We start from the raw sequence: 24,159 nt of genomic DNA on the forward strand, positions 1-24,159 counted from the left end.
GGAGACCCCATGGCAGCGCTATTAAGGATTGATCCGCTCACCAACTACAAATTTTTAGTTGAAATCGATGGTTTGGTCGTTGGCGGATTTACCGAAATTACCGGCCTACAAGCAGAGATGGACATTGAGGAGTATCAAGAAGGCGGCATGAACGGTTATGCGCACAAGCTGCCCAAAGCTTCGAAATTTCCCAATTTGATTCTTAAACGGGGTCTTACGTATTCGGACACCTTATGGAAATGGTATCAGGATGCGGCTAGCGGGCAGGTCAAGCGCAAAAGCGGGTCCGTGCTGCTGTTAGATTACTCCGGGTCTGAAAGCTGGAGGTGGAATTTCTATCAGGCGTATCCGGTTAAATGGAAGGGTCCCGAGCTGCATGCAGACAATGGTGGTGTCGCCTTTGAGACGATCGAATTAGCCCATAATGGGTTTAGTAAGGAAGGATGAAGTTGATCACTGACGATAATCCAACTCCGTCCATCCCTCATACGGATTTTGCCAACCTTATTCGGAAGAAATACGGTCTCGTAGGGAGGAATAGACTGGCGCCCCCTTTCCTTGTCTTCCTGGAACAAAAGCAAGGCGGCTGGATGACCTTGATTAGGGAGCGAGTTACGGAAAGGCATGTAGTTCATTCAGCACCAAGAATAGTGTACTTTCTATCTTCGATCTTGAATCGAAGCTTGTATTCATTATCCAGTCGAAACCTATGGAATCAGCCGATTCGGAAATGGACGGATCCAACCTCCAGATCGTACAAGAAGAATGCTTTAACGAGCATGCAATATACATCCAGCAGGGATGATTCCCGGGTCAACAGCACTAATCTAACAAAGTTGACACGTTTTCGGGAGCTTTCTTATTCGCACTCGAATGATGTTTTTGCTCAGCCGCAGCTTTCGGAAATCCGAACATCACTTACCACAGCAGAAGGCTTGGGAAATCAAACGATTCAATCGAATATCACTTTTCTGGCTGTTAAGGAGATTCAACGGTTTCAAACGAATCTGGCAAAGCAAGTGACGCATGTGAATCATAGAAACCAAGCGAATCAATCCAAGCTTATGAATCAAACCATAATGCTGATTAAAGAAGTTCAAGCTCGCGATTCACTTCAATCGATTCAATCGACTCAAACGCTTCATTCAAGAAGCACGCTGCACTCAAAGGCTTTCTTGTCATCGATCGGTCGGACAGATTGGAGGATAGTACCCGCTGTATGGTTATCTTCCTCCGTTCCGACGGGCCGTACTTACTTATCAGAAAAGATGCGACATTCTATAACGACTCGGCTTGAGTCAACGCGAACAGACAATCCGGTTCATACTGATTTGTCACAATTATCAAGGGATGTTCCAGTGTCGCATCTAAGCTCAACTAATCTGGTTAACCGGATTCCTTTGCCAAGTCTGAGACATCCAGAACCGGGAACGCCAACGATCGTCAAAGAAGGAACCGAAGAGGCAGGAAGCCTGACTCAAGAGGCAGTACCTAAACCTTCGCCGCGTGAAACCATTCAAGCTCCGATCATCGATATTCAGACCTTGTCGGAGGAAGTGTATCAAGTTCTGGAACGGAAATTAATCATTGAAAGACAAAGAAAAGGCCTGTGATCATTCGTATTTAGGAGTTTTAATTCTTCAGAGGAGTTCACGCCTTCTCGAATCGGTTTGGAGTGGAGGTGATCAAATGGCGTTGGAAAAAGCGTGGATTCAACGGTTAAACGAGAAGGGAAACGCAAGCGGGGACCCGGTGAAGGTACTGTTCAATCCTACGGAATACTCAATCGAGAAGAGCAATCAATTTCATACTGTTGCACTCCCTGGGAAATCTACACCGGCTACACAATTCATAAGCGGGAATGCGGACCTGCTGACGATGGAGCTGTTCTTTGATTCTTACGAGGAAGGCGAAGACGTCAGAAAGTACACAGGAAAGGTTACCGCTCTGCTTCAAGTAGACAGCGACCTTCATGCTCCTCCGATATGCAAGTTTATATGGGGAAAGCTCGAATTTAAAGCCGTACTGGAAAAGGTGTCGCAGCGCTTCACGATGTTTCTTAGTACAGGAATCCCGGTTCGCGCCTCCCTCCAGGTCGTTTTCAAAGAATATAAGACGATAACGGAACAAGCTGATTCAAGCTCAGGATTGTCGGACAAAACAAAACAAATCACGATCAAGTCCGGCATGACATTGTCGGCGATCGCGGAGAGTCAATATGGGGAAGCAAGCAAGTGGCGTATGATCGCCACCGCTAATGGGATTTCCAATCCCCGGAAGCTGCAGCCTGGCATGCAAATAAAGGTTCCTCCTTTGGAGTGATGAGATGGACTTCAATCTGTTGGAAAAGAAATATGGGAATTTTTACGCTCCCGGATTCGAGATCGAGGTTGCAGGCAAAAACCTCGTTCGGGAAGGAATGGAAATTACAAGTGTGAGCATCGACCACATGCTTAACGAGGCTGATCATTTCACATTCACAATTAATAGTGCATTTGATTTAGCCGCTCAAGATTTGAAATGGATCGATTACTTCCTTCCTGCAGGCAAGAAAGTGACGATACGTATGGGTTACGCAAACACGAAACCGATTATGCTGATTGGCATCATCACTTCCCTCACGACCCGTTTTCCGTCCAATAGTACTCCCCAGTTGGTGATCAGCGGATTCGATCTTTCTCATTTGCTGATGAGAGGAATGAAGCCTCGATCATGGGATGACATCAAGCATAGTGATGTTACATCCAGACTGGCGCTTCAGGACTATGGCCTTAAGAGCGATGTGGAGGATACCAAGGTTACGCACCCGAAAGTGATGAAAGCATCAGGACAAAGCGATTTTCAATTTCTTCAAAGCTTGGCTCAGCGTAATTTCTACGAATGCTACGTTTTTGGAGAAACACTTTATTTCCGCTCCCCGGCTGTAGATAGCGAGCCTGTCGTCACACTCAGATGGAATCATAGTTTGATTTCCTTCCAACCTGAGATCAATCTGGCTGGTCAAGTCGGCGAGGTAGAGGTTAGGGGCTGGAATCCGAAAGCAAAAAGAGAGATCGTCGGTACCGCCAGTATCGGTGATGAGCTAGGAAGAAGCTCTGGTCAAAGCGGCGGTGAGCTCATTCAGGGACTGACCCGTGAAACGATCCGAGAGCACGTCCGATTTCCGGTGTTTTCTCAACAGGAAGCAGATCTTCTCGCGAAATCAATTCTGAACAAGCACGCCGAAGGTCTCGTGAAGGGGAGAGGGGAAACTATCGGGATTCCTGATATTTTGCCTGGTAAGAGGATCCGTCTTGAGGGGCTCGGCAAACGATTCAGCAAAACGTACTATATCGAACGAAGCGTTCACAGCATAAGCGCATCGGGCTATCAAACCACTTTTCATATCAAGGAGAACGCCATATGAGCTTGTACGATTTGTTGCAATCCAGAGATTCGAGAGGGGATCAGGTGCAGGGGGTTTCGGTCGGCATCGTAACGAATATTCAAGATCCGGAGAATATGGGACGCGTGAAGGTGAAATTCCCATGGCGCGATAGCGACGACGAGAGCTATTGGGCTAGAATCGCGACCCTGATGGCGGGTAATGAGCGCGGCAGCTTTTTTCTGCCTGAGGTGGGCGATGAAGTGCTTATTGCTTTTGAAATGGGGGATCTGCACCACCCGTATGTAATAGGCTCCTTATGGAACGGAGAAGATAAACCTCCTGCATCGCATGAGGATGGCAAGAACAACATCCGCCAAATCAAGTCCAGAAGCGGACATGAGCTGATCTTCAATGACGAAAGCGGTAAGGAGAAGGTCATCATTCAAACCAAAGCGGGCCATAAAATTGTACTTGATGACACCTCAGGCTCAGAAAAAATTGAGATTACGGATAAATCGGGCTCCAACAAGATCGTATTCGATTCCAGTCAAAATGAAATCGCTATGGAAAGTGCCATGAAGCTCAAGCTGAAATCACAAACCGTTGAGATCGAGGCTGGTTCCATGATGACGATTAAAGCCGGGGCCACTCTTACCATTCAAGGCGCACTGGTCAAAATTAATTAGAACAGGAGTGACGGGTAATGCCCCCTGCTGCAAGAATGGGAGATTTAACGAGTCATGGAACCCCTTTAAGTCCGGGTCCAGGCAGTGCCAATGTTCTGATCGGCGGCAAACCGGCCTGGAGAGCGATGTCAGATATGCATACCTGTCCGGCAGCTACACCGAATCCCCATGTGGGAGGCGTGGTGGCCATGGGCAGTACAACAGTTCTGATTAATTCGCTTCCTGCGGTCCGTCTGGGGGACAGTATTACGGAAACAGGACCCCCGAACACCATTTTGCTTGGAGAACCTACCGTGCTTATCGGATAAGGAGGCAACAATGGCCAATGAGTTTTTAGGTACAGGATGGTCCTTTCCCGTCCGAATTGATGGCATGACTGGAAGAACAGAGTTGTCCTCGAACGATCAGGATATCGAAGAATCGATCCGGATTATCCTGTTTACGGCAAAAGGGGAAAGGATTATGAGGCCAGAGTTCGGATGCGGCATCCATGATTTCGTCTTCTCCTCCATGAACACGACTACCCTTGGGTTAGCAGAGTCAAGTATTCGGGAAGCGTTAATCCGGTGGGAGCCCAGAATCGAAGTTATAGACGTATCTGCCGTTCAGGACAACGACTATCCGGGAAGGCTTATGATTCGGATTCAATATCAGATTCGAGCCACGAACCAGTCTTACAATCTTGTATATCCGTTTTATTTGAGGGAAGGGTAACTGACCCATATTGGTGGTGAAATAATGAAAGCTCCATGGATTGATAAGAGGGACATAAACGACCTGTTGAGACAAATGCAGGAATTGGTGCCTTACTACGTTCCCGAATGGAAAGCGAAGGACGACAAGGATCCAGGTGTGGCTGTGATGAAGCTGTTCGCCCAAATGTACATGGGGATTATTCATCGTCTTAACCAGGTACCGGATAAAAACTTTATCGCCTTCCTGAACATGCTCGGCGTACAGCTGCAGCCTGCCAGACCGTCACGAGGACCGGTGACCTTTTATTTAAGCGAAGGTGCTTCCGAGCCAGTATTGATTTCAGCAGCGACACAGCTGGCTGCCCCGGCAGCAGACGGCAGCAAGCCCATCATTTTTGAAACAGAGAAATCGATATTGGCTACACCAGCCAAGCTAGTGGAGGCGTTCTGTTTCAATCCGAAGGTTGATGGAATCTACCAAGCTCCCCCATCTTTTCTGCAGCCAGCTCGAACCAAGGCTCTTTCCGCGGAACTCACAGACTTTGAGCTGTTCGGAGGGAACAACAAGCAAGCGCACATCCTTTATTTGGGTCATCGCGAGCTGTTCAATGTAGAATCCGAGGTGAGCATTGCTCTTCAGCTTGCTGGTGCAGGATTAACGGTTAATCATTTGGAGCTGTTAGCCGCTTCGGTTGAATGGCAATATTGGTCCGAAGAAAACGATTGGACGAATTTAACAATTGAGAAGTTAAACATGCAACAAGATTCAGGTACGCTTACTTTGAAGAAAATGCAGCGCCTGAAGGTTGATGAGACTGAAATAAATGCCGTTCGCAGCAGATGGATTCGAGGCATTGCTTCTACATCATCCATTCGATTGCTTCAAGATTTTCATCTCCATTCCTTGAAGGTAATCGTGATGAATGATAAGCAGCCTCCTGCGCCCGATCTTGTTTTTTACAATGATATTCAGCAGGATGCTGAGAGCACCTTTTATCCATTTGGCAAAGCCCCGCGACTATTCGATACGATGTTCGTGGCGAGTCAAGAGGCGTTTTCCAAAAAAGGGGCCAACGTTGAACTCCGGTTTACACTCGAACATGATAATCCCAACAATTTGCCAGATCAAACAATCACTGCCGAGCTTACCTGGGAGTATTGGAATGGAAAGGGCTGGAGGAAGCTGACTGGAGTTTCTGACAACCTTTCTATTATGAAAACCAGTGCCGGTACGCTTAAAACGGATCGTACACTTGCTTTTACCAACCCTGTAGACAGCTCAGAAATAATGATTCAAGGGCAGTTGAATTATTGGATCCGGGTGAGGATTGTCGGCGGCGGTTACGGGGGGGAGAGCATGGTTCTGAGTGAAAAGGAGTATAAGCTGACCCCTAAATACATTGTGCCGAAGATCAGCGGTTTGCAAGTCCATTATACGCAGCCTGTATCTGGATCGCCTACAAACCTGCAGCACATCGTCACAAGCAACAATATAGATTTCATGGATCAAACCTCAGTAGTAGGGGCTGGTCGGACGATCAGGCCCTTTTATACACTGATGGACAATCATCAATCACTGTATCTTGGCTTTGACAGGCCGCCGTTGAAGGGTCCAATCAGCCTGTATTTCTCAGTTCGTGAACAGGAATACACGGAAGACAACCGTCCCCGAATGGAGTGGGAGTATTATCGGCTGCTGGACGGACAAGGAAGCTGGGCAAAGCTTGATGTTCTGGATGATACCAGGCATCTTACCCAGAACGGGTGTGTGGAGTTCATCGGTCCGATTGATTTCATGGAGCTTGGTTTATTCGGGAAAAGACAGTACTGGATTCGGGCCGTAGATTCAGAGGACAAATATGTACCAGCAGGTGATCATGAATTCCCCCCAGCTCCAAAGCTGAAAGGCATTTACCCGAACACAGCTATGGTGACGCATTCTGAAAGTATTCCAGAGGAAATGCTTGGCTCGAGTCAGGGTACAGCATTCATGGTTTTCAGCTTGTCCAGACATCCGGTTCTTTCAGAACAAATCTATGTGAATGAAATCCATGCTCTTTCAGAAGGGGAACGTAAAGCTTTGATTCAGAGCGGTGACAGGGTTGTGATAGAAGGCAAAGACGGGGCAGGCCAAACAACCGATTTCTGGGTGAGGTGGTCACCAGTGGACAAACTCAACGACTCGCAGGCTTCAGACCGGCATTATGAGATTGATCAGACGTTCGGGACGATCCGATTCGGCGACGGGATTCACGGTATGGTTCCTCCAATAGGGACCGATAATGTCAAAGCTGTGTATCGAACGGGAGGCGGTGCAATAGGGAACGTTGGACCGTCGGAAATCAATATGCTGAGAACGTCAATTGCATTTGTCGATCGTGTCGCAAATCCGGAGGGAGCCGAAGGCGGATTTGATACTGAGCTGCTGGAGCAAGCACTGGAACGGGGTCCTTACTGGATTAAGCACCGGAATCGAGCCGTAACCGCCGAGGATTATGAGCAGCTTGCACTCCATGCCGCCAAAGGCATTGCTAGAGTCAAATGCTTACCAGGCTTGAACGATAGAGGCCAGCGTGAAACGGGGTGGGTAACCGTGATGATTGTTCCACAGACTAGCGACCATCAGCCAAACCCAACACCACAGCTTCGACGCCAGGTGCAAAGCTATTTGGAGGCCAGGGCTGCGAATGTGGCCGTCTTTCCGAAGCAATTGAAGGTGATCGGGCCCGTTTATGTAGAGATCACCATCGCCACAGTATTGGTGGCGCGCTCGTTCGACATGGTTCCTACCGCCCAACAAGAAGCGATGCGGAAGCTTAAAGCTTTTCTCCACCCACTTACAGGAGGCTCTGATGGAAGGGGCTGGGAATTCGGAAAGCTGCCTTGCTTGAGTGATTTCTATTCCTTGTTGGAGGCTGACCGCAATGTGGATCATGTTGATAAGCTCAGCATGACGATCCGAGATCCGTTAAGCGGGACCTACGAGGTAACACAGGACCTTCCAATCGCAATTACCCCGCATCCCTACCTGTTAATTTTCAGCGGGGAGCATAATACAACGGTTAAAGCATCGTCATCAATCTCGTATTAGAGAGGTGTAAAACGGAACAAAGGAGGTGAATACAGTGTTGCCTTTACCGAAATTAGATGATAAGACCTTCGATCAGCTGGTGGATGACGCCAAAAAATGGATTCCCCGTTATGCACCTGAATGGACCGATCATAATGTGCACGATCCCGGTGTTACCTTCATTGAAATGTTTGCCTGGTTGACCGAGCTTCAGCATTATTATCTGGATCAGATCCGAGAAGAGAATGAACTCAAATTTCTCAAATTGCTTGGTGTAAAACCGCAAGAAACGACCCCTGCCCGAACGGACGTCACTTTCTCATTAATAAGTACAGATGGGGAGAGCGTGATTGTTCCTAAAGGGACGAAGCTTGCAGCTGGAGATGTCACATTCGAAACCGAAGAACAAATCGTAGTTCATTCTACTCGGCTCCAAAAAATCGTAAGCTTTCACTCATCAGGCGTGACGGATCATACGGATTCGAATCTGCGCGGAGGGCTCACCTACTTCCCATTCGGTCCAAAAGCGGATGCAGGCAGCCGGTTTTATCTTGGATTTGAACCAACATTCCCAGATGGTGAAAAAATCCCGGTCACGTTTCGTGTGTATGAATCGTATGCGGTTCCTCTGGGGACCGGGTTGCTTGATGTAACCCCCTCAGCTGAACTGGCTTGGGAGTATTACTCAGGCAAGGACGCCGGGTCCTGGTTACCGCTGACCGTTGAACAAGACGAAACTCAGATGCTGTCTCGCAGCGGAAGGCTAACCTTTCTAGCTCCCAACGACGCACAGAAACATAGGGTGTACCCGTTCGATGAAAGCATGTATTGGATAAGGGCCACAGTTCGACAAGGGAGCTATGAGCTTCCTCCTAGACTGGAAGGGGTGACGCTGCATACCATCTCAGCCGTACAAACAATCACCTCGAGTGAACAGATCGGTCGCTCCAATGGTCTCCCGGGCCAAACGTTCTCTTTGACTCACTTTCCAGTCGTTTCTGGAAGCTTGACACTTCGTGTGGAGGAGTTTACCAATGGGGTCACTCAATGGACGGAGTGGCAGCAGGTCGACAGCTTTGACGCTTCTGGCCCAACTGATCCGCATTATGTGCTTGAGGCACATGCTGGTCGGATTCATTTCGGAGACGGTCTGAATGGAGCGATTCCGTCAGTATTGACCCATTCCGTGCTACCTAACATTCGTGCCACCATCTATCAATCCACATTAGGAGAAGGAGGCAATATTGGGGCCTTCACGATCAATAAGGTGGTAGATGCAGATGAGAGATTACAGAGGCTTGCAGTAGAAAATCGGCTCCCTGCTAGCGGTGGAGCATCTCGAGAAACATTGGGCGAAGCTAAAAGTAGAGCGAGAGATGAAATTACAGCCTGTACCCGGGCTGTAACATCCGAGGATTTCGAAACGATTGCAATAGCGACTCCTGGTTTGCGTGTATCTCGTGCAAAGGCTTTGCCCTTACTTGGCAAGGATAATGCCTTGGAAAAAGGAGTTGTTACAGTAGTAGTCGTGCCATTCAGTGAATTTCCTAATCCGCTGCCGAGTGAAGGCTTTCTCGCTACGGTATGGCGGAATCTGAAACGGCATCGGCTCATTACAACACAGATTCGAGTCGTTCCGCCTGACTATGTGAAAATTACGATAGAAGGAATTGTCCAGGTAAAAGCCGGGTTCAATCCGTCCGCAACGCTTGAGAAAATTCACGCTTCCCTTCTGAACTTCCTTCACCCTCTTGAAGGAGGTCCGGATGGAACAGGCTGGCCGTTCGGTCGGCCGGTATACGTCTCTGAGATTTATGAAGCGATTGAACGGGTTCCCGGTACAGATTGTGCTCAGGGCATTCGAATCACGGCTTCAGGCACAGGAGTAAAGCGGGATGGGATGGGAAACGTAATGATTTCACCGTTCAGTCTTGTTTATTCCGAGGGACATCAGATCGAAGTCACAACTACGGAAGCAGGCTGCGAAACGGAGGGAGGTTGTCATGGCAGCAAACGCTCTAGATGAATATCAATTTCTCACTATTAATCATAAGGACGCCTGGGAGCAGGGACTGCAGTACAACCTTCAAGTGGATCCTGAAGGAATCTCGATCCGGAAGACGGTTCAATATGCACCAGCTCGAACGATCATGATATCGGAACTGCCCTATGGAAGTGAGATAACCGATATCACAGCAGGGCCCTGTCAAGTTCTGTATATGTTGGATGCTGCTGCACGTTCTATATACGTCTACGATGTTACAGAAGCCCGCTTCGATGCTGTTGACAGCCTGCAGTCCTTGTTTGTGAAGCCATCGGCTATTGCATATTCTCCTGGTTGGGTGATTGCAGCCGACCTGGAAGCCGAGCACCGAATGCTTCATTTTGCCAGTGTGAATTGGCAGCTGACTTGGCGAGCGGGTGAGGGAGAGGACGGTGTCCGCAACAAGCTGGATATCGATGCCCCTTTGCAGCCAACCTGTTTGGCGGCCGATAAGAGTGGGAATGTGTTCGCATTGGATGCGGAACAAGACTGTATAGTGAAATTCGCTCCCAGTGGAAAAGCGGTTTCCGTATTCGGCCATTCCGTATTAAACGGATATGAGCCTACCGCTATTGCCATTTCCGCAACGGAGGAAGACACCTTGTACGTGCTGGAGCGTCGCGAGAAAAAGGTGCATGTATTCACGAATGGAGTACAAATATCTGCATTTACAATCCCTCTTGAGGCTCCTTCAGGACTTGCTGTTGATTCTAAGGGTTTCCTGTATATCGGAGAAAACCGCCCTATTCGAGGTGAAGAGGAAGACCGGTTTATACATAAATTCGATCGGAATGGCCAACCCGTAGAAATTTTATCGGCTTATCGCGGTCCAGCAGACAAGATCGTATTCGATGAATGCGACCATTTGTACATCCTGGATCGCATGGCCAGTCGAATATCCGTCCTGCACTTGGAAAACACACTGAATAAGGAGCTTTCTGATCCGCTGGCAGTCGGCGTCTATTTCTCCAAAGCACTTGACAGCACCGCTTCTGCTGCGAGATGGCATAAGTTGGTGTTGGACGGCATCATCCCAGTTAATTCTCAGGTTGAGGTCTCCTATATGACAGCAGATCATACAACCTTCCGACTACTGGGCGCTGAACAAGACATGGACACTTTTATACATAATCCTGAGCTCACCCCTCAAATCAAGCTGGACGCATTGAACCAACTGGGCGATTCAAATCCGGTAGACTGGTCGGAACCGCTCTTGAATCCGCAAGAGCTCTTGATTCGAGGACGATCAGGCAGGTACCTATGGCTCCGATTAAAGCTGATAGGCAGCGAGAAGCAGTCACCTCTCGTAAAAAGCTTGCATGCGGTATTTCCAAGAAATTCATATCTTCGTTATTTGCCTTCTGTTTATCAGGAGGACGAAGGCAGCAGAGACTTTCTTGAGCGTTTTTTATCACTTTTTGAAACTTTTTTATCGAATTCAGAACGGGAGATTGATCGGATTGCCCGATGGTTCGATGCGGATGCCGTATCAGGCGAATATTTACGTTGGCTCGCTTCATGGCTAGCCGTTGCCTATGATGAGAACTGGACAGAGACAGCCCTGCGTAAGCTGGTTAAGAACATTCCGGCGCTGTATCGGAAACGGGGCACGCGCGAAGGCATCGAAGAGATGGTTGAGCTGTTTACCGGCATTCGCCCATTTATCGTAGAGCAATTTCAGCTGCAAAGCGCTACTGACACGGATGTCAAGGCTATACTGGCTAAGCTTTTTGGAACCGATCCTTACAGCTTCTGCGTGCTGTTGAAAACCGATCAAATCCTGTCTGACGATGCATACAGAACTGTTAAACGAATTCTCGATGCAGAGAAACCAGCCCATACAAGTGCAGGCTTAACCGTTCTCCAGCCCTGGGTATACCTGGATATGCACACGTATTTGGGTGTCAATTCCTATCTCACACCTCCATCTTCCACCATCGGGACGGGGATCATCCAGCGAGATACGGTATTGAGAGATCCGATAGCGATCGGGCAAATCGAGAACAGGTCCAAGATGACTAATGAGACGGTACTTGTCTAAGGAGGAACCGATTTTATGAGCACCGGTACATTTAATGCTTTTGAAAGGAACCGGTATTATCACGGCAAATTAATGACGGTTCGGGATTTTCAGACGGAACAAAATTATTTCAATGGAAAGCGGCACTTATTAAACCGTCTGATCCATGGGACCGGGATTGTGTTCGGGCTGGAAGTAAAGCCGGAGAGAGAACAGACCAATCGAGGGATTGTGGTACAACCCGGAGCTGCTCTCGATTGTTGCGGTCGAGAAATTGTCGTGAGCCGGGAATACAAGAAGATGGATATCCGCGAGCTTCCGGGATATCCGCTTGAGGCAAGCGGAGATAAGAAAATCTATGTGTTGCTTCACTATGATGAATCACCGAGAGACAGAGTCCGGGCGACTACTAATGGTTCAAGCTGCGGGGAGGCTTGCGAAACGAACCGTATTCTGGAAAGCTTCAAAGTACAGTTGACCACTACCGCTCCTGAACCGGATGCCCCACTAAACCCTTTACCAGAGACTGCGATTATTTATTCGGATGAAACGATCCAATTAGAGCGAACATGGCCTCGTTGGATTAGAACCGGCGAAGTCTTCGAGATTTCGTTAAAGTTGACCGTCAAGCATGATGTATCAGGCACCCTATCCATCAAGTTGAGAGAAGAGCTTCCTTCCTTAACATTATTGCACACAGATGGTTTGCTGTTTCATGTCGAGAACCCGGCTGAAGGCACGATCATCAAGAAAAAGGTAGTTGTTCGTGCAGGGAACCAGCCAGCAACTACTGTGATCCGTGCAACTCTTTATGATATCGATGACGGGAAGGAGATTAACCCGAGAGAGGTGAGCGGAAGCACTGTCTCAGTTGTTTCGGTAAGAACCTTCCGGAATCTCTTGATTGAGCGTTACTTGGACCAGTTGGACGGAACGGAAACAGAGTCCGAGTCGGAATCGGAATCGGATCGTCCAGATGAGGACGGTGTCGTGATTGCATCGCTGGATGTTAATGATCAAGGCGTAATAACTGGCATCGAGCAATTTTTACCCCATGTAGTCTATGGCAATCCGTTGCTCGCCAAGCTCATTTCTGAGGAGGAAGACAGATTCCGGACATTCCCTAATCACGGCTCCAGTCACGAGCACGGTGGGGAAGATGCGTTCGATGTGACGAATCTGCCCGGTCTCTTAGAACAACCTCAGAAGATTAAGCTATATAAAGATGAAGAGGAATATGTCGCAAGTCTTCTGAACATTGATGGCGAAGGCGTTACACTTGAGGAAGTTCCCGAATCACCAGGCCAAGTCCGCGTTATTATTCCTGGTATGCAAAGTCACGCTTATACTCACGCTGCGACAGGTTATGATCCACTGAACGTAACAAATTTGCCGGGCGTGTTAGCCGAGGCGCAGAAGATCATCGTCTATACAGATGGCGATAATTATACTACAGCCAGCAAATTCAGCTTCGAAGGCAGCGGTGTTGAGGTAAAGCCTGGCCTATATGGAGACGACCATCTCAGTGTGCATTTCACTGGCGGACCTGGCGGTGGCGCCCATGCCAAGAGTCACCAAGATGGCGGGTATGATCCAATTAACGTTACCAATCTTCCTGGCGTACTGGCCGAGCCCCAAACGTTGGAAATCCTTTACGGGCAGGAAAGAGTGCAGGCAAGAGGCATATATATTCACGGCGACGGTGTGACGGTTAGCGAGGACAATAACTACGCCTATATGTACATCCCTAAACCGCCTGAGCCTCCACAATACCGGGTATGGTCTGGCGATGTCCTCTTTCAGAACGTACTTGCCGGGCAAGCTTTTGTCTCCGATCCCATTTATTTATCAGAGTTAACAGATCCGGCTATTACTTACGTGCTTGATTATGGACACATTTATTTGGAGACACATAGCGACGTTAAGGTCACCTTTTCCTTTAACAAAGCAGAGAAGATTCTAAACTTCAGTCTTAAGAATGCAAGCACAACAGGCAGCACAGTTAACGTTAGGGTCCGTTGGTGGGCGTTACCCAAAACGATCGATAGAGGTACAGTTAACAGCAGACGTGTAGTAATGACTTAATCATGCACTCATCTCTAGAAGTACCATAATTGAATTATGAATCAGCATTTATGTACATCGACTAGGAGGTCAAACTCATGTCTGACGGGCAATTGAAAGCCTTCGAAAGAAATAACTATTTTTACGGAAAGCTGTTGACAGTACGCGATTTTGAAACGGAGCAGGATTATTTCAACGAGAAGCGCCACCTGCTGAACCGTCTTGTTCATGGTGCAGGAATCGTGTGCGGTCTGCATACTGAAATCGTGGATAACCGTGGAGTTCGCCTCGATCCGGGCGTGGCCATCGATGGCTGGGGCAGGGAAATTGTCGTTGGGCGGGAATTTCTGAAGACGGATATTCGTGAAGTTACTGGTTATCCGCTCGAAAGAGAAGGGGCAAAGACACTTTATCTCCTGCTGGAATACGATGAAGCCTCCAAAGAACCGGTGCCCGCGTTAATGAATACTTCCTCCTGCGAGGATATATCCGAATCAAACCGGATTCTTGAAAACTTTAGACTCACTTTAACGGAAACCCCCGTTCGGACAGAGACTGGCTGGTCTTCACTTTGGAATGAAACCTCCAGCCTGTACCAGAAAGGCAAGCTCAAGCTGGAACGCACGGCTGCCAAATGGGTGAAGGGGGAAGATGTGTTTGAGGTCGTCATTAAGCTTACTGTACTTCAGACAATCGGTCCTGATGATGTTTGGGAAGCTGTTGTAACGGATGAGCTGCCAGAATCCTTGGTTTTACTGCATACCGAACCGATGCGATTTATTGTGTCCAATGCAAAAGCGGGAACTGTAATAGAGAAGCGCTACGTTGTAAGAGCAGGTGCGAGCTCGGGTCCACATTCTATTAGCGGCAGAGTCGTTGTGTCAGTAAATGGCGGGAGCGCTGAAGAGAAGCGGACTTCGACCAATACAGTGACCATTTTTACTGAAAAAGCAGTGAGTGAAAAGGCAGTGGAGCTTCATTTTGCGGAACAAAAAAATGAAGATTTGGCGGGTGTGAAGAAGCCTGGTGTGCTGCTAGCGACATTGACGATTAATGAAGAGGGATTCATAACCCGGATGAGTGAGCTGGGCAGGAGGTTCGTGTACAATAACCCCTTACTCGGCAGACTTGTCAAATTCGAAGAAGATCGAATGGGCAAGCTCCCTTTCCACGGCTTGTCACATGGCGCTGATGGTGAAGATCCGCTTGATGTGTCTAATTTGTCAGGGTTGTTGGCGGACCCGCAATGGGTAGCGGTATATACAGATGGGGAGAACTTTGTTCGGACAAGACGATTCACATTCGAGGGCGAAGGTGTTCAGGTGGATACCGCCTCTCAAGCTGAAGATCATGTGCGAGTCCGCATCTCCGGCGTTCCCCACTCCGAGACTCATGAAGCTGGCGGTTCAGATCCGATTGACGTTACGGACTTAAAAGGACTGTTGGCGGACCCGCAATGGGTAGCGGTTTATACAGAAAAGGATAAATTTATTCAGACAAGACGATTCTCATTCGAGGGTAAGGGAGTACAGATAGTTACCGACCCCACGGTTAAAGATCATGTACGAGTTAACATCTCCGGTGTTGCCCATGCCGATTCTCATCAAGCCGGCGGCTCAGATCCAATAAATGTAAGTAACCTGAAGGGCATATTGGCCGATCCTCAGAAAATGAGCGTTGGATTCGCTGGAAACACCTATTCTGCCAAAGGTATACGATTTTCTGGAGATGGCGCTAGCGCAACCATGCAGGGTGATTTGCTTCACGTTGATATCACTGGAGGAGGTTCGGCACCTGCCAAAAGTGAGGTAATAACGGGACGGGTCATCTATAGTAAAGTCAATAACGGCGATATGCTCGTTTCTCCTTACATAGAGATTCCTTTCGATGGTCCTGCTGCTATCCAAACAGCGTTGGAGTACGATTTTACCGGGATGATGGGATCCATAGTAGGAGTTGATGCGAATATATCGGTCATCTATGACTTGAATAAAAAACAGTTCAGAATTGTGCTGCAGGATGCTCGTTATGAGAACGGTTCCGATCCGTCTGTTGATTTAACGGTTCGATATTGGATTATCCCTTCGTCAACCCAAAACGGTGATGTTATGGCTGAATCATCCGATGTTCCATGGTATAAGGAATATGTGTTGAGCCGTGTTTACTTGACTGGCGGCGCCAGCCTCCAACAGCTTCAATCCTATCCGCTCTTATGGAAGGCCGAAAAGCTGGAGGAGGTTCTGAAGGAGCTGGTGGAAGAGGGATATTTAAAGAGAGAAGGCGACTTTTTTCATCTGACTTATTAAAAGGAGGCAAGCGGCCCATGGGAAAACGGTACGATTCATCCTCCAGATCAAACCAGCAGGAGCAAAGGCAGTCCTCAGCAGAGATGTCTACCATGCCTACTTCCGGGTCTCGCTCCTCGCTCGTTCAAATGCAACAGAGAGTCGGAAATCAGGCTATGCTGCAGTTGATTCAACAAAGATTGAGTCCTGATGATACAGAGGCTGCCAGATTTGCGGAGCTGCAGCGCAGCACCCAGTATGAGCGAGATCCGGATGTATCCAGCACACGCAACTTCATGATCGATCAGTATGAACAATTGGCGCAGCAGACTCCGGAGGATTACACGGGGAACATTTACTCCCAAGTACTTCCGCCTTCCACCACTGAAGCCAATTACACCGCTGCCGCTGGTCATACAGCAAGGGACCCGATTAATAATCGGACACGATGGGCGCTTCAAAGTAATCTGCTTCAGTATGGAATCGAGCATGGGAATGAAGAGCTTACTGAAAGGGCGGAGGGCAGCACGGAATTCTCGTATCAAATCCATGTTGCCGCCTTTCAGTTCGCCAATGGAGTACAAACGATAAGTCGTTTGCCCTGGGCACTTCTAACTCATGTGAACGTTCCGGCACTCGGTGAAGCTATCGGTGAAGTAATGTATATGCCGGAAGCATTCGCAGCAGGAATAGAAGCAGGGATCAATCAACTGGCGCTTGATCCTATGAGTAATGAGCGGGCCAACGCTGCCTTTAACTCGGCATATAACAGAGTGTTAAGCCAAAGGTTCGATCTGGGTGGGGAAATCATCAATTGGACGATTGAAACAACGAATTCACCGCACGGCGATTCCTCTCAGCCTTGGTATGGGAATGTACTTCGGAATGGATTAGATGTGTTAAGCTTTATCACTTATCCCTTATATGACTAAAAAGCAAGGGGGGCTGAACGCATGGGGAGCGAATATGATCAAATGACCCGAGATCGTGAGCAACGGATCTCGAGCAGATCGTCCGGAACACGGATGGATGGTTCTGGCAGCGTACGGGTGTTCCGATTATGCAATTACAGCAACGGATTGGCAATCAAGCTATGCAGCAGCTGATCCAGGATCGTGTGGATTCGAGTACTACCCAATCGGCCCAAGTTCAGGCCATTCGGTTCGGACCTTATGCGCCGCAAACGTATGGTCAGCTGCTTTCTATTAGCTTAACACTTTCACACGAATTGCGGAATCAACTGGAAGGTGTGGGAGAAGACGCCCCCGTCCGGATTCAAGCTGAGGAATGGTTGAGCGGCATGGCACAGCTGCAACCATATTTGCTGCGACGGGGAGATGAGCCGTTAGACTCAGCAGCGGGGAGTCAAGCTTCGCTCTGGTACCAGGAGCTTCTGCTTATAAGGGCGAATCTCCAGACTTATATCTCTGATCAAGTTGAAAGAGATTTGGAGTCAGCCAGGGAGGAGCTTGCCCGGGCCGGAGCTCGTCTTCTACAGGAGAAGGAAGAGCTCCGTGATCAGATGCGCAGCGCTTTCTTAAGCGGTGACGAGGATGCTCTCGCCCAAGTAGTGAACTATATCGGTACAGTTACAGATATCGGGTTAGGTCTACATGAGCTTAGCCGTGAGATGGCATCCGCAATTGTTACAGCTCGTGGAGGAACAATCCCGCAGGTATCACGCTATACGGAGATGCTAAGTGTCGTGAACCAAATTTTGGCTGCGGCTAACCTGATGTACAGTCTTGTGAATATTCAAGGTCCGACCGAGCTGAGTACAGCGACAAACGGAATTAATACCGTGGCGGGGGTGTTCAGCTCGGGAGGAACGTTGCTCGGTCTGTCCGCTCATATGGGATTGTATGCCAATCTTTATTTGGTGCCGCTGACTCAAGCCATCCTGGCGAATGTGAACGCTATTTTGTCCCGACATCTTCATGAGCTTAACGTAGTTGCCGCACATACAGGATTCTCTCTGGAGATGAGCAGTGAGCCTGGTGGTTGGCTTATGTATCACTTTATGCTGCAAGTGATGAGGGATGGTGTAGTGCCAAGTCCTGTCCCAGAGGATGTAGCAGATTATTTGCTAGATTATAGCGAGATGCTCGAGAGGGGAGCAGGTTCAGCCGTCCCCACCACAGGCATGCTTTTCTGGAGAGATCTGGATTCTGCCTCCATAGGATCATGGGTATTGGCCAATCGGGAGGCTCTCTGGTCGATGTTTTATGGCAATATGCCCGTACCGAGGGAAAGGTAGGACCATAGTTAATTGAAGAAGACGAATTTACTCATTAATTATCCGCTTTGCCGTAATGAACCGATTTCTCCATCGCTCATCAAGCTCTGATACGACCACACCAATTCCAACCCGGTATGTATGAAGCATTTTATTGTCGCCAATATAGATGGACACGTGTCCAATTCGTTCTATTCCGGTTTTGTCTTTACGCTTTGGCGTGGTGAAAAACAGCAGGTCGCCTTTCCTGATTTGGTCCACACTGACCTCTAATCCAAGTTCGCTCTGTTGACGGGAATTTCGCGGCAATTTGATCCCAATCTCTTTAAACACAAAATTAGTGAAAGAGGAGCAGTCGAACGTATCGGTTTGTCCCAGGGCAGCTCCGAAATCGTATGGAGTACCCATATACTTTAACCCGAGAATAATGCTGGAATTTGCCCTTTGTTCCCACACAGGTACTTCAACTTGCGTGGGAACAAATTTATAGTTGGGATAATTCCCGCTAGAATCTATTTGATCAGCAACGGGATCATCCTCGTTTTCCAAGGAGATGACAGCAGTTTTGGAGGAATCATTCCATTGTACTCGATAGCCTAGAGATTGTGCGGCGAGGCGGAGGGGGACATAAGTGGTTCCTTTATAATTCAGGCTCGAAGGAAGTTCTACTTCACCGTCAAAGTAAGGCGCAATGGAGCTGAAGGCTTTCCCGCCAACCACCCACCGGAAGGGAACCACATCCAGTTCTACTTTGGCCACTCCTGTAGCAAATGCAATGTTAAGCATCAGAGAAAGGCCGATCATGACGCATAGGGCAGTTGTTAACCATTTCTTTTTCACAGGCTCGTCCTCCGTATAGTGGTACATTTAGAATTCTATAGGATTCGCATGTGAAGCGAGTATTCAGGGAGTAGAGAATATGTTGATTTTATCGGTAAAGGGAGGTCGGTCTAAATGATTTAACAATACCAGGCACCGAGGTTACCATCTTTTTGAGCAGGCCAATTTGCTTCCCGAATCGTTTGTAATCATAATCGGATTTATCCAGTTTGAGGAATATGTCCGGGAGTTCTTCAGGCAAAACGTAGCTGAACGAATGTCCTTTGAATTCTGTTAAAAACACTAACGGGGAATCTGCATACCGATTTTTCCACTCCTTCGCTCCGAACGGAGACAAGATAATTGTTAGTAATGGGTAGTTGGTCGTCTTGCCTCCGTATCGGAATACAAACGAAATGAAGATCTCTCCTTTATGGATAACGGGACTTGAAGCAACAGTATGTCTATACCACCATTCCGGAAAGGTGATTGTAAAATGGTACTTCAAGTTGTAGTACCGAATAGATTTCGTCTCGATCGGTTTTGTTTCCAAGGTATCACCAGCCTTTTTCCACTTTTCAACTCTATCTTATGCACAATAACAATGGATTGGCCCGAATGAAGTAGGAGGGAGCACTTAGCTACAGCGTATGTGCCGATCGGCGAGAATGGGTGTGTAGTCATCGACATTGAATGTCAATTGTCGCTTGAAATTAGCCAGGAGGTGTTGACGCTAGTTAACATAACCTAAGATATGTTAACTTATTTACATCATATTGGAGACCTTGTATTATTAAATACTGATTATCGGAGACAAACCTATAATGAAGTAAGATTCAGTTTTGCTTACACAAATATTTAGTGCCGATTACTAACCGCCAAATGGCGGTTTTTTTGTTTTATAGGTACAAGTTCTTGTCAATTGCTTTTGACAAGAACTTGTACCTATTGCCGTTTTGTGACAAGAACTTGTACCTTTTGCCGATTAAAGTGATGATAATAATTTTCGAGTTGGGTCATTTCTATTGAGGTGTAGTTCATTTGACTTATATTGAGTCCTTTGTTCGAGAAGGAATATGGGAAAATATGTCGAATTTCATTTAAATAAGCTAACCCGAACAGGAGTTGCAAAATGATAAAAAAAATATTAAAGCAATTTGGAAAGCTCCTTCCGGGAGGGGCTATAAGTGCATCAAGGAAAAAACAATCAAACCACCTTTATCTACAAGACTTACCAGTATCCAATCGAAACGAGGACAAATTTCAATACGGTCAAATGGCTGATTTGATATTGGAAGTACTCGAACATGGACAGTTACCATTGCATATTGGATTACTGGGTAGCTGGGGCTCCGGAAAAACATCTGTACTGAATTTACTAAATGACCGAATTAGTTCTGAAAAGGATCAACAAAAGTACTTTCTAAAATTCATTCATGTATGGAAATTTGCAGATGATGCTCCTTCCCTACATCGCAAAATTGTACGTGAGGTTGAGGCACAACTAAAGGTGGAGAACCCAGAAGGTCTTAATGTGGTGACAACTAGACAAGAGGCCTTGCAAACAACTGGAATTCTTACATTAGTTAATAAAGCAGGATTAAAACGTTTTGGTATTGCGATTGCCGTTTATATTTGTTCTTTAATCATAATTTCAATATTGTTTGACATTTTCTTTAATATAAAAGATCCGTGGGCTCTTTCCTTTGTTAATCAAACTATTCTGATAATAGTAAGCGTGTTATATGCAATAATTTCGAAAAGTAGTCTTCAAACCACCTCTCAAAAGAGCTCACAAGAAATTGCACTGCAACATGGGGATCAATTTGAAGACCGATTTGAAAAAGCTGTTACACAATATTTGGTTGCTAATCATGGTAAGAGACTAATTCTTGTTTTTGATGATATGGATCGTTTACCCCCGAAGCAATTAGTTGCCGCGTTAAATACCATTAAGACATTTTTAAGATCAAGTTTGTGTGCATTTATTATCCCATGTGATGAAAAAATTCTTCGTGATGGTATCATGAATGCATTAGCTGACAAAAACATTGACAAAAATGCTGTGTCTGAATTCTTAAATAAAACTTTCGACTTACAATTACATCTACCTATACTAGAAAAAACTAATATGGGTCGTTTTGCAAGAAAACTATTACAAGAACAAAAATTACAATGGACTCAAGATAAGAAATTAAGTGTAGATCGTGTATTAGGTGTACTTATTCATTCAGGAGTAAAGACACCGCGGCAAGTTAAAAAAATAATAAATGCGTTTTCATTTGATTGGTATATGGTTTCTCGAAGAGATGCTGAATCAGGATATGATTTTCTTACCAAAGATCCAACTGCTGTTGCAATTTTTACAGTTTTAAAGACTGATTATCCAAGATATTTTTTGAAAATCAGTGAGCAACCTTTTATGATACATAAACCCTTTAATGAGCAAAAGTATCTTATAGATCCAGCGAGTATAGTGGGTGAGGATAGCCAACCTGAGGGGAATAATGATGATTGGTTGGAACAGCTGAGGTCATTTCTTTCACGAATCCAAGATTATATACCAGTTGACCCACGACCGTATGTTTATTTTAATAACGAAATGTTAAACCCTCTTAGTGGTAAACCTCATCTGGAAAAAATAAGAGAAAACTTATTTGATGGTGAACAGGAGTATTTCAAAACAAATTTCATTGGGCTTCAAGTTGGGGAAAAGTATGTTGTTTTATCATCACTGTTAGAAGATTTGGATGTCAATGACAGTATTGTATTAGAAAATTGTGTAAAAGTACTTGTGGGATACAGTGAAACTTTTATGTACACAAGTGAGATGGATAAGCCTCGCTGGGAAAAATTCCTTCAGGCAAACACAGATTCATTAGGTAAATGCTCAATTATTGATGTATGTACCTCGTTTGAAAATCTAAATACAAACTCTACTACCTGGACAATCTACGGAGAGAGTCTGGAATTATCTAATGTTTATGAAGAACTGCTTGAACTATGGGTTGAAAAATCAGAATTTGTGGACAAGCTCAATATTTCGGGTTTTGGAGACAAATTATCAACGTGCTATTTAACTGAGAATAAAGGTGATGTTTTACTCGATACATTAGAGAAATTAAAATTTGGAAATAGTATTGCACATCAAATTAACTGGATTGAATTAATGAATAAAGTCGTTACAACTAATAAACTGCCGCAATTGAATATGAGGCAATTATTGATTAAGTGGTCGGAAATTTCGAATACAAACGTTATTTGTAGAATTATTACAGATTTGTTAGAACAACATAATTTTAAGAATATAGAGTTTGTTACAGGTATTGGGTCGTTGTGGTGCTCAGCTTATGAAGAGAACCCTGACATTTCAGAACTGCAGCATTTAATAACTCTAATGGGAAATAACAATAATTTTGAGGGGTTTGATATTGAAGATCATATTCGGTTGAAAAAATATTTACCGCAAATTAGTGATGAATTGATTCAACCTTTGACTCAAAAAGTATTCGAGAACTGGTGGGCGAATAAGCATGATGAGGACTATATTACTTTGATAAAGGCTTGGAGAGACGTGCCTGGAGTTGAAGTCTTTTGTACGAAGCATTTCGATTTCGACCTAGATGGGGAAGTACAAAAATTGTTTATGGAAATTGCTAATGAAAGAGCAGAATATCTGGAGCATGATACCGACTTAATAAACACTATTGTCACTGAAATTAAAACTGCTGAATCGAACGGAAGACCATCAGAAGCAATAAAGAATGTGATCGAGTTGACAAAAAATAAAATTTGGTTAAGAAAGGTTCGAGAACAGGCTGCTAACTGGTTTCCGATTAATCAAAGTGATTGGCTTAACTGGAACGAGAATGTGTTTCGAGATCGCATTCAGTTAATTGAGATTTTGTACTCTGACGATGTGGATGCAAAGTCCAATATAGTTAATTGTATTTTTGAGATGGTCAGGATTGATCTTGGTGCAGCGTATAGTAACTCAGTCACAGTTAAAAGAAATGCAAAAAAGTATACAAATATTATTATGGATTCTCTCTTAGATAACTTTTATCTTGACTGGAACAAAGCACTAGATAAATTGACTAATGGGAATGATCAGGGGACTACAATTCTTTTAGTTCTCGATGCCCCCACTAATGAAAAGTTGTTGGATCAACTACATAACTACTGTAGTATGGACCATGGTATTTATAATGAATTGCTGGTGATGCATTGTAATATTAACAATCCATTACACCAGAATGCTATAGCACGTCGTTGGAATTATATTGACATAGAGAACATTCTTCAAGAAAAGCTGAATTCAAATAGTGCTGTAAAAGACATTATTGGTATGATGTTAGTCAAAACCTTTATTGCACAACCGTTATTAAATTACATTGACCACCTACAACAATGGTCATTTAGTGAAAAGGTTAATCAATCATTAGTCAACAGTATTATTGACAATGTTAATTCGGAACTGTTAAATGATTGGATAAACGATACGCTTGAGCAAACTAACCAAAGTGGAATCAAGAAATGGAAAATGATTGCAGTGAACAGGGCACTAGAAGTAAGAAAAGATATGCTACTTCCCCAAAGATCTACATTGGAGACTGCACTCGGACTCAAGGATGAAAGGGCAGTATTAGCATTACGTATTATTAATCGTTTGAGCCCGGATAAACGAACAACAGCGGTTTTCAGAGATAAGATATATGATTTGAAGGATATATATACTGAGGAAGTTAAATTAATAAAATCGAGATTTGGATGGCGGAAATAAAGAAAACATTTTTATTTATTGCGCAGTTTGGGATAACTAAATAAATTCTTAAGAAAAGCAAGGTTTACAGAGAACAGTTAAAGGAGAAAT

At 45.8% G+C, this 24,159-nt stretch carries 18 protein-coding genes; 16 read left to right on the top strand and 2 right to left on the bottom strand.

Annotated elements, in window-relative coordinates; translation table 11 throughout:
- Nucleotides 1-9 precede the first annotated feature (9 nt).
- From AC58QD_RS06200 to AC58QD_RS06270, 15 genes are all read left to right on the top strand, one after another.
- The gene (locus AC58QD_RS06200) at nucleotides 10-447 is read left to right on the top strand and encodes a phage tail protein (RefSeq protein ID WP_497331109.1); all 438 of its coding nucleotides are present in this window, start codon (nucleotides 10-12) and stop codon (nucleotides 445-447) included.
- A gap of 2 nt (nucleotides 448-449) precedes the next feature.
- Nucleotides 450-1,613, top strand: a complete 1,164-nt coding sequence (locus AC58QD_RS06205) for a hypothetical protein (protein WP_497331111.1) — start codon at nucleotides 450-452, stop codon at nucleotides 1,611-1,613.
- Between the two features lie 76 nt (nucleotides 1,614-1,689).
- Nucleotides 1,690-2,322 carry a CIS tube protein gene (locus AC58QD_RS06210; protein WP_497331113.1) on the top strand — a complete coding sequence of 211 codons (633 nt, stop codon included), beginning with the start codon at nucleotides 1,690-1,692 and terminating at the stop codon, nucleotides 2,320-2,322.
- Nucleotides 2,323-2,326: 4 nt separating this feature from the next.
- A complete protein-coding gene (locus AC58QD_RS06215) occupies nucleotides 2,327-3,406 on the top strand; it encodes a phage late control D family protein (RefSeq protein WP_497331115.1) in 1,080 nt (359 codons plus the stop codon).
- A complete protein-coding gene (locus tag AC58QD_RS06220; protein WP_497331117.1) occupies nucleotides 3,403-4,053 on the top strand; it encodes a phage baseplate assembly protein V in 651 nt (216 codons plus the stop codon). Before AC58QD_RS06215 ends, AC58QD_RS06220 begins: the two co-directional genes overlap by 4 nt.
- Nucleotides 4,054-4,070: 17 nt before the next feature.
- Entirely contained in the window at nucleotides 4,071-4,361 is a 291-nt protein-coding gene (locus AC58QD_RS06225) for a PAAR domain-containing protein (RefSeq protein WP_497331119.1), read from the top strand.
- A gap of 10 nt (nucleotides 4,362-4,371) precedes the next feature.
- The gene (locus AC58QD_RS06230; protein WP_497331121.1) at nucleotides 4,372-4,767 is read left to right on the top strand and encodes a GPW/gp25 family protein; all 396 of its coding nucleotides are present in this window, start codon (nucleotides 4,372-4,374) and stop codon (nucleotides 4,765-4,767) included.
- Between the two features lie 24 nt (nucleotides 4,768-4,791).
- On the top strand, nucleotides 4,792-7,839 hold the full coding sequence (locus tag AC58QD_RS06235) for a putative baseplate assembly protein (protein WP_497331123.1): 3,048 nt from the start codon (nucleotides 4,792-4,794) through the stop codon (nucleotides 7,837-7,839).
- Nucleotides 7,840-7,873: 34 nt separating this feature from the next.
- Nucleotides 7,874-9,844, top strand: coding sequence for a putative baseplate assembly protein (locus tag AC58QD_RS06240; protein ID WP_497331125.1), 1,971 nt, complete (start codon nucleotides 7,874-7,876; stop codon nucleotides 9,842-9,844).
- Nucleotides 9,822-11,903, top strand: a complete 2,082-nt coding sequence (locus tag AC58QD_RS06245) for a phage tail protein (RefSeq protein WP_497331127.1) — start codon at nucleotides 9,822-9,824, stop codon at nucleotides 11,901-11,903. Before AC58QD_RS06240 ends, AC58QD_RS06245 begins: the two co-directional genes overlap by 23 nt.
- A 15-nt stretch (nucleotides 11,904-11,918) precedes the next feature.
- On the top strand, nucleotides 11,919-13,967 hold the full coding sequence (locus AC58QD_RS06250; protein ID WP_497331129.1) for a hypothetical protein: 2,049 nt from the start codon (nucleotides 11,919-11,921) through the stop codon (nucleotides 13,965-13,967).
- A 77-nt stretch (nucleotides 13,968-14,044) separates the two neighbouring features.
- Complete coding sequence (locus AC58QD_RS06255; protein WP_497331131.1) at nucleotides 14,045-16,252, top strand: hypothetical protein; 2,208 nt, start codon at nucleotides 14,045-14,047, stop codon at nucleotides 16,250-16,252.
- Between the two features lie 17 nt (nucleotides 16,253-16,269).
- Entirely contained in the window at nucleotides 16,270-17,163 is an 894-nt protein-coding gene (locus AC58QD_RS06260; RefSeq protein ID WP_497331133.1) for a hypothetical protein, read from the top strand.
- A 21-nt stretch (nucleotides 17,164-17,184) separates the two neighbouring features.
- A complete protein-coding gene (locus tag AC58QD_RS06265) occupies nucleotides 17,185-17,337 on the top strand; it encodes a hypothetical protein (RefSeq protein WP_497331135.1) in 153 nt (50 codons plus the stop codon).
- Nucleotides 17,292-18,488 (top strand): hypothetical protein, encoded by a 1,197-nt coding sequence (locus tag AC58QD_RS06270; RefSeq protein ID WP_497331137.1) that lies wholly within the window; start codon nucleotides 17,292-17,294, stop codon nucleotides 18,486-18,488. The genes AC58QD_RS06265 and AC58QD_RS06270 overlap by 46 nt, the downstream gene beginning before the upstream one ends.
- 27 nt (nucleotides 18,489-18,515) lie before the next feature.
- Here the strand turns inward: AC58QD_RS06270 and AC58QD_RS06275 are convergent, their stop codons facing one another.
- Both AC58QD_RS06275 and AC58QD_RS06280 read right to left on the bottom strand, forming a co-directional pair.
- Nucleotides 18,516-19,307 (bottom strand): C40 family peptidase, encoded by a 792-nt coding sequence (locus AC58QD_RS06275; protein WP_497331138.1) that lies wholly within the window; start codon nucleotides 19,305-19,307, stop codon nucleotides 18,516-18,518.
- A gap of 88 nt (nucleotides 19,308-19,395) precedes the next feature.
- Complete coding sequence (locus tag AC58QD_RS06280; protein WP_497331140.1) at nucleotides 19,396-19,839, bottom strand: hypothetical protein; 444 nt, start codon at nucleotides 19,837-19,839, stop codon at nucleotides 19,396-19,398.
- A 579-nt stretch (nucleotides 19,840-20,418) separates the two neighbouring features.
- Here AC58QD_RS06280 and AC58QD_RS06285 point away from each other — a divergent pair.
- Nucleotides 20,419-24,069, top strand: coding sequence for a P-loop NTPase fold protein (locus AC58QD_RS06285; protein ID WP_497331142.1), 3,651 nt, complete (start codon nucleotides 20,419-20,421; stop codon nucleotides 24,067-24,069).
- The last annotated feature ends 90 nt before the right edge of the window (nucleotides 24,070-24,159 follow it).

It is taken from the genome of Paenibacillus sp. J2R1T-4 (genome assembly GCF_059692235.1).